At 61.9% G+C, this 239-nt stretch carries 1 protein-coding gene; it reads right to left on the bottom strand.

Annotated elements, in window-relative coordinates:
- The coding region (locus SB765_RS33330) for a dihydroxy-acid dehydratase (RefSeq protein WP_410932997.1) at positions 1–239 on the bottom strand (239 nt) is incomplete at both ends.

Raw genomic sequence — 239 nt, 5'->3', positions numbered from 1 at the left:
AAGCGCCCGGCAAGTGCAGGCCCATCACTTCCATCAGCAACTGGTTGGTATTGGCGGTGCCGTAGAAGGTGCAGGTGCCGGGGCTGTGGTAGGACTTCATCTCCGATTCCAGCAGTTCCTCGCGGGTGGCCTTGCCTTCGGCATAGCGCTGACGCACATCGGCCTTCTGTTTGTTGGAAATGCCCGACGGCATCGGCCCGCCCGGGACGAAGATCATCGGCAGGTGACCATAGCGCAGC

Source organism: Pseudomonas sp. SIMBA_067, from assembly GCF_046534675.1.
Lineage (GTDB): Bacteria > Pseudomonadota > Gammaproteobacteria > Pseudomonadales > Pseudomonadaceae > Aquipseudomonas > Aquipseudomonas putida.
The sequence above is the reverse complement of the archived record's forward strand: the minus strand, read 5'-3'. Positions and strand labels throughout refer to the sequence as shown.